The following is a 5,342-nucleotide window of genomic DNA, read 5'->3' on the forward strand; positions in this document are numbered from 1 at the left end:
GGCGGAGGCACCGGTGACCCCGCCGGTCGTCCCGCCGGTCGCCCTTCCGGCCGACCCGGCCGCGCCCGCCGTGCCCAGCACCCCGCCCTCCGCGACCACGCCCACGGTCCCGGGAGCCCCGGTGGTGCCGTCGGCCCCGGTGGTGCCGTCGGACCCGGCCGCTCCGCAGCAGGCCGTCACGCTGCCGGCGTTCGACCGTGGTCTCGCGCAGCCGGCCGGCAAAACCGCGGCGGACCCGGTGACCGACGCGCTCACCGCCCTGCAGGCAGCGGTCGACACCCTGCTCAAGGCGGTCGCCTCCGGCGATTCCGCCCAGGTGCTGCCCGCCGTCACCGGCGTGGTGAACAGCCTGGTCGAGCTCATCGCGGCCACCCTCCTGGGCAGCGGCCTGCCCGCCCCGGCCGCCCTGCCGCCGGTGCAGACGCCGACGGACCCGGCGGTGACGCCTCCCACGGACGCGCTGCCGCAGGCACCGCCCGTGGGGTGAGGCCGCGGTGAACCGGCTGAGGTGAACCGACCGCGGTGAGCCGACCGCGGTGAACCGACCGCGGTGAACCGGCTGAAGTGAGCCGACCGAGGTGAACCGGCTGAGGCGAGTCCGGCGCTCTCCGCCGGCCGTCGGACCGACCGCCGTCCGGGTCGGTCCGACGGCTGTTTCGTATGACCTGTTGTTCCGCCTCAGATATGACCTGTCCGGTACGGGGTTTCCGTCGGAGCGAGGGCTCGTTGGACACGGCGCAGTGCTTCCAGTACCGAGGAGAGGAACACGATGAAGTCGCTGAAGGCCGCCGCTGTCGTCGCAGGGTCCATGGCCATCGCTGGTGCCGCCGCACCGGCCTTTGCCTACGACGCCACGGACGTCACGCCCACCAGCCTCAACGGCGCGGTGAACACGCTCTTCAAGGGGCCCATCGAGCCTGCGCCGCTGCAGCACCAGTCGAACGCGCTCGACACGGAGAGCAAGGGCTCCGTGCTCCACACGGTGAGCGGTGCGACCAAGGCACTCAACTCTCCCGGCGGCCCCAGCAAGCTCCTCGGAGGTCTGCCCCTCCAGGGCTGAGGGTCCCGCCGCAGCCCCGCAGAGCCGGTTCCGCGAAGATGCGGAACCGGCCCTACGCGTTCCTCGGCCCCTCCGACGGGTGAATTCCACGTTGTTCGAGGCGTGTCCCTCGTTCGTGTGGTCGGTCGTGGTGTGTCGCCCGGTCGGGTGAAAACGCGGCTGAGTCGTTTGGCGGGCGTGGATAGGGTTCCGCGGTGACTTCAACTTCCGCTGAAACCCGTCCTTTCCACCCAGCCGACCTCGGCACGCTCGTCGTCATGGCGTGGAGCGGTGAAGCCCCCGACGGGGACATGCCCTATCTGCTGGCCTACACCCTGGGCGACGGCCAAAACGGCCCGGAGGGCTCCACGGCCGCCGTGGCGGATCTGCTGACGAGCCTCGGTCTGTCCATCGGCGAGAAGGTCGTCGACGGCGCCGCCAACCCCAGCCTGCCGGTCACCCTGCTCGTCGAGGCGGGCCAGGCCGTCATCACTCTGCCCCAGCTCAACGCCCAGTGCCCGGCCCCGCCGGAGTGGCTCGCCGCCGTCGGCGCACGGGGCTTCGCCTACCTGCTCTTCGCGACCCGCCCCTGGCCCACGGCCCGGCCCGGCATGCCCGTCGAGCCCGAGGCCCTCGCCGCCTTCGCGGGCGACACCGAGACGCTGACCAGCGCGGCGCACGTCCTCCTGCCGGCCCGCAGCCTGCGCGGCTGATGACCGCCCCGGCAGAGCGGTCGGTGCGTACGGCCGGCGGCAGCCGTGCCTTCGCGATCCTGCTGCTGATCACCGGCGCGGCCGGGCTGCTCGCGTCCTGGGTCATCACGCTCGACAAGTTCAAGCTGCTGGAGGACCCGAACTTCACCCCCGGGTGCAGCCTCAACCCGGTGGTCTCCTGCGGCAACATCATGAAGAGCGACCAGGCCTCCGCCTTCGGGTTCCCCAACCCGATGCTCGGCCTGGTGGCCTACGGCATCGTCATCTGCGTCGGCATGAGCCTGCTGGCCGGAGCGGCCTTCCCCCGCTGGTACTGGCTGACCTTCGGCGCGGGCGCGCTTTTCGGGGTCGGCTTCGTGACCTGGCTGCAGTTCGAGTCTCTGTACCGGATCAACTCGCTGTGCCTGTGGTGCTGTCTGGCGTGGATCGCCACGATCATCCTTTTCTGGTACCTGGTCTCTTTCAACGTCCGCAACGGTTTCCTGCCCGCACCGGCCTGGCTGCGGGGCTTTCTCGGTGAATTCACGTGGGTGCTTCCGGTGGTGCACCTCGGAGTGATCGGGATGCTCATCCTGACCCGTTGGTGGGACTTCTGGACAAGCTGACCAATGAGTCAATAAGTCAATGGGGCAATGGACCAATAGGCCTCTCGGACTAATGCGGCAGGCGGGTGAATCTTGAGCTGAGGGAGATCTCCGGATCGTTCACCCGGTACGGATGCCGAGCCCCGGATCAGGGCTCGCGCACCGCCGATTCCGAATCCGTCGATTCGGCCGATTCCCGCGATCGCCGATCCTGGATCCGCCCATTCCTGAAAGGGACCGTACCGAGATGAAGCCGACCACACGAGGAACCCTTGCCGCCGTCGTCACCGGTGTGGCGGCCGCGGTGGGCGCCTCCGCCGCTCCCGCCGTCGCGGCCGCGACGGTCCCCGTCCCCCTGCAGCTCGAAGGGGTGGAGCACTCCCTGAACGTGAAGGCGCCCAAGCTGGGAGGGGAGTTGCCGGTGCTCATGCCGGGCGCTCCCGAAGGAGGACCGAAGTACGTCGAGGGGCGGCTGCTGCCCGCGAGCGCCCTGCCGCAGATGCCGCTCGGCGCCGCGCTGCCGGGGCTGAAGGCCGAGACCCCGCTGCCCCGGATCGTCGGGGAGGGCTTCGAGCGGGTCGGCGTCGACGCCCCCGCCGCCGACCTGCGGACCCTGACCCCCGGGCTGAACGTGGACACCCCACTGACCGCGCCCGACCCCGCTGGGCTGGGCCTGCCCAGCCTGAAGGACCCCCAGGTGGCCGTCCTCCCCCCGCTGCTGCGGACGGCGCCGACCGCGAACCTCGGGCTCGTCTGAGCCCGTGGCGACACGGAGACGAGGCCCGGGGCCGTACGAGCCCGGGCCCGGCCGTCCGGGGGCACCGCTATCGAACACGACGAGGAGAGAGTGTTGTTCGTCAGCAGAGTGACGGTGGACCCCGAAGCCGGTCGCGGCAGAACGCGCCGCAACGCGCTGCGCGCCCTGGGCGCGTCGGCCGTCGCCTTGGCCGTGGCCCCCGTCGTCGCCGCCGTGTGGCCCCGCCGGTCGGCGCGGCCCGAGGAGGCCGACTTCCACGAGACGTACCGGGGCCGCCGTATCCGCGGCGTCAAGTCCGACACGGGCCAGGCGGCCTACCTGGGAGCCCGGACGCCCGGCCCCGGCGAGTGGGACGTCACCGTCGACGGGCGCACCCTGCACCTCATGCGCCGCGCGGACGGCACGTACCTGAGCATGATCGACCACTACCGCTCGTACCCGACGGCCCTGGAGGCGACCCGCGCCGCCGTCGAGGAACTGGGCGCCACCCAGCGCCTGCGCGTGTGGAACGCGGCGGAGGGAGCGGTCGGCCATGGCCTACACACGTAAGGACGTCAGCACGCTCACACGCACGGAGCGGCGGCGGTTCGTCGTCGCGCTGCTGCAGCTCAAACAGCGCGGCGAGTACGACGAGTTCGTGCGGATGCACATCGACCACTACGTCTCGGACGGCGACGGAGGTCTGCGTACGGCCCACATGGCGCCTTCCTTCCTGCCCTGGCACCGCCGGTTCGTACTGGAGCTGGAGAAGGCGCTGCGCCGGATCGACGACTCGGTGACCGTGCCGTACTGGGACTGGACCCGGGACCGTTCGGCCACGTCCGTGCCGTGGACCGCCGATCTGCTCGGCGGCAACGGACGGCGCTCCGACCTGCGGGTGATGACCGGCCCCTTCGCGTACGGGACGGGCAGGTGGACCATCAGGGAGGGGCTCACGGACGTCGAGTACCTCACCCGGGACTTCGGCTACCCGCGCAACCCCGTCGGCCTGCCCACCGCCCGTGACCTGGACACGGCCCTCGCCGAGCCGGTCTACGACAGGTCCCCCTGGAACTCGGTCACCCGCGGGGGCTTCCGCAACCGGCTCGAAGGGTGGGGGCAGGGAACCGGCAACGGCTCGTGGCTCAACCACAATCGCGTGCACCGGTGGGTCGGCGGGCACATGGTCGGCGGCGCCTCCGTCAACGACCCCGTCTTCTGGCTGCACCACGCCTTCATCGACCTGCAGTGGACGCGCTGGCAGCGGCGTCACCCGGACGGGCGCTATCTGCCGGCCAAGCCGCCGGGGAAGGGCGACTCGCAGCGGGGACGGATCGTCGCGCGCGATCAGCGGATGCCCCCCTGGAACGTGACTCCGGGCAGCATGGAGGAGATCGGTCACCTGTACCGGTACGCGTGACCGGCGGAGGTTTCTGAGGGTGACAGGAAGCCCCCGACGGTGGGACACCGTCGGGGGCTTCCTGTCACTACCGTGTCGCTGCTGTGCCGCTCGGGGGTGTCGGCCCCGTCAGTGGCCGTAGCCGGACGGGCCGTGGTTGCCCTTGTGGCTGTCGCCGCCCTTGTTGACGCAGACGTTGCCGAAGGCCGGGTTCAGCAGACCGACGACGTTGATCGAGTTCCCGCACAGGTTGACCGGCACGTTGACGGGGACCTGCACGATGTTGCCCGACAGGACACCCGGGGAGCCGACGGCCTTGGCCTCGGCGCCCGCGTCCGCCGCGGCCAGGCCGGCGCCGCTGAGCACGACAGCGGACGTGCCGAGCGTGACGACGGCTGCCTTCGCGATGCGAGACATCACGTTCTCCTTCTTGATCGGTGAGCACGACCCCTCTTCGCGGCCGTACGCCCGTTCAACGCGCCCGCGCACCGGGGGTCACGGCGTCTGCCGGGGGATCACCCTTTCCGCACGGAGCGTGGGGCGGCTCGCACGGCGTCCTTCGGGAGAGGGCCGATGGCGCGGGCGTCGACGTCTACGCCCGCGAGGCCCTCCGCGCGCGGGGCGGGGAGCAGGGTGTTCCCGGTCGACGACGGCGTTGCGGGAGGCGCTGTCGTGACCTTGACCGAGTGGTGGACGGAGCGGCGGCGAGGGGGCTCAACTGGGGGATGGGGCGATCGGGTTGGGGCTGTGACCGTCATCTTCCGGGCCGCTCTTGCCCTGCGGCCGCCGGCCTCGTAGGCCTTGCCTCACGGGGCTCCCGTGTCGAAGTCGTCGCGGACGGCTCTCGGGGCCGGGGGAGGGGGAGGAGGAG

At 71.4% G+C, this 5,342-nt stretch carries 7 protein-coding genes and 1 pseudogene; 7 read left to right on the top strand and 1 reads right to left on the bottom strand.

What is annotated here, in order from left to right:
• From AWZ10_RS17855 to AWZ10_RS17885, 7 genes and pseudogenes are all read left to right on the top strand, one after another.
• Nucleotides 1–487: pseudogene (locus tag AWZ10_RS17855) on the top strand (hypothetical protein); the annotation flags it as partial.
• A 282-nt stretch (nt 488–769) separates the two neighbouring features.
• Nucleotides 770–1,060, top strand: coding sequence for a hypothetical protein (locus AWZ10_RS17860; protein WP_046708541.1), 291 nt, complete (start codon nt 770–772; stop codon nt 1,058–1,060).
• Between the two features lie 194 nt (nt 1,061–1,254).
• A complete protein-coding gene (locus AWZ10_RS17865; protein ID WP_060891559.1) occupies nt 1,255–1,752 on the top strand; it encodes a DUF5949 family protein in 498 nt (165 codons plus the stop codon).
• Complete coding sequence (locus AWZ10_RS17870) at nt 1,752–2,357, top strand: vitamin K epoxide reductase family protein (protein WP_046708539.1); 606 nt, start codon at nt 1,752–1,754, stop codon at nt 2,355–2,357. Before AWZ10_RS17865 ends, AWZ10_RS17870 begins: the two co-directional genes overlap by 1 nt.
• A 226-nt stretch (nt 2,358–2,583) precedes the next feature.
• Nucleotides 2,584–3,093, top strand: a complete 510-nt coding sequence (locus AWZ10_RS17875) for a hypothetical protein (RefSeq protein WP_046708538.1) — start codon at nt 2,584–2,586, stop codon at nt 3,091–3,093.
• A gap of 90 nt (nt 3,094–3,183) precedes the next feature.
• Nucleotides 3,184–3,642 carry a tyrosinase family oxidase copper chaperone gene (locus AWZ10_RS17880; protein ID WP_060891560.1) on the top strand — a complete coding sequence of 153 codons (459 nt, stop codon included), beginning with the start codon at nt 3,184–3,186 and terminating at the stop codon, nt 3,640–3,642.
• Nucleotides 3,626–4,492 (top strand): tyrosinase family protein, encoded by an 867-nt coding sequence (locus AWZ10_RS17885; protein WP_060891561.1) that lies wholly within the window; start codon nt 3,626–3,628, stop codon nt 4,490–4,492. Before AWZ10_RS17880 ends, AWZ10_RS17885 begins: the two co-directional genes overlap by 17 nt.
• 108 nt (nt 4,493–4,600) lie before the next feature.
• Here AWZ10_RS17885 and AWZ10_RS17890 read toward each other — a convergent pair whose 3' ends face one another.
• Nucleotides 4,601–4,888 (bottom strand): chaplin, encoded by a 288-nt coding sequence (locus AWZ10_RS17890; protein WP_046709918.1) that lies wholly within the window; start codon nt 4,886–4,888, stop codon nt 4,601–4,603.
• Nucleotides 4,889–5,342: the final 454 nt, after the last annotated feature.

Source organism: Streptomyces europaeiscabiei, assembly GCF_001550375.1.
Classification (GTDB): Bacteria; Actinomycetota; Actinomycetes; order Streptomycetales; family Streptomycetaceae; genus Streptomyces; species Streptomyces europaeiscabiei.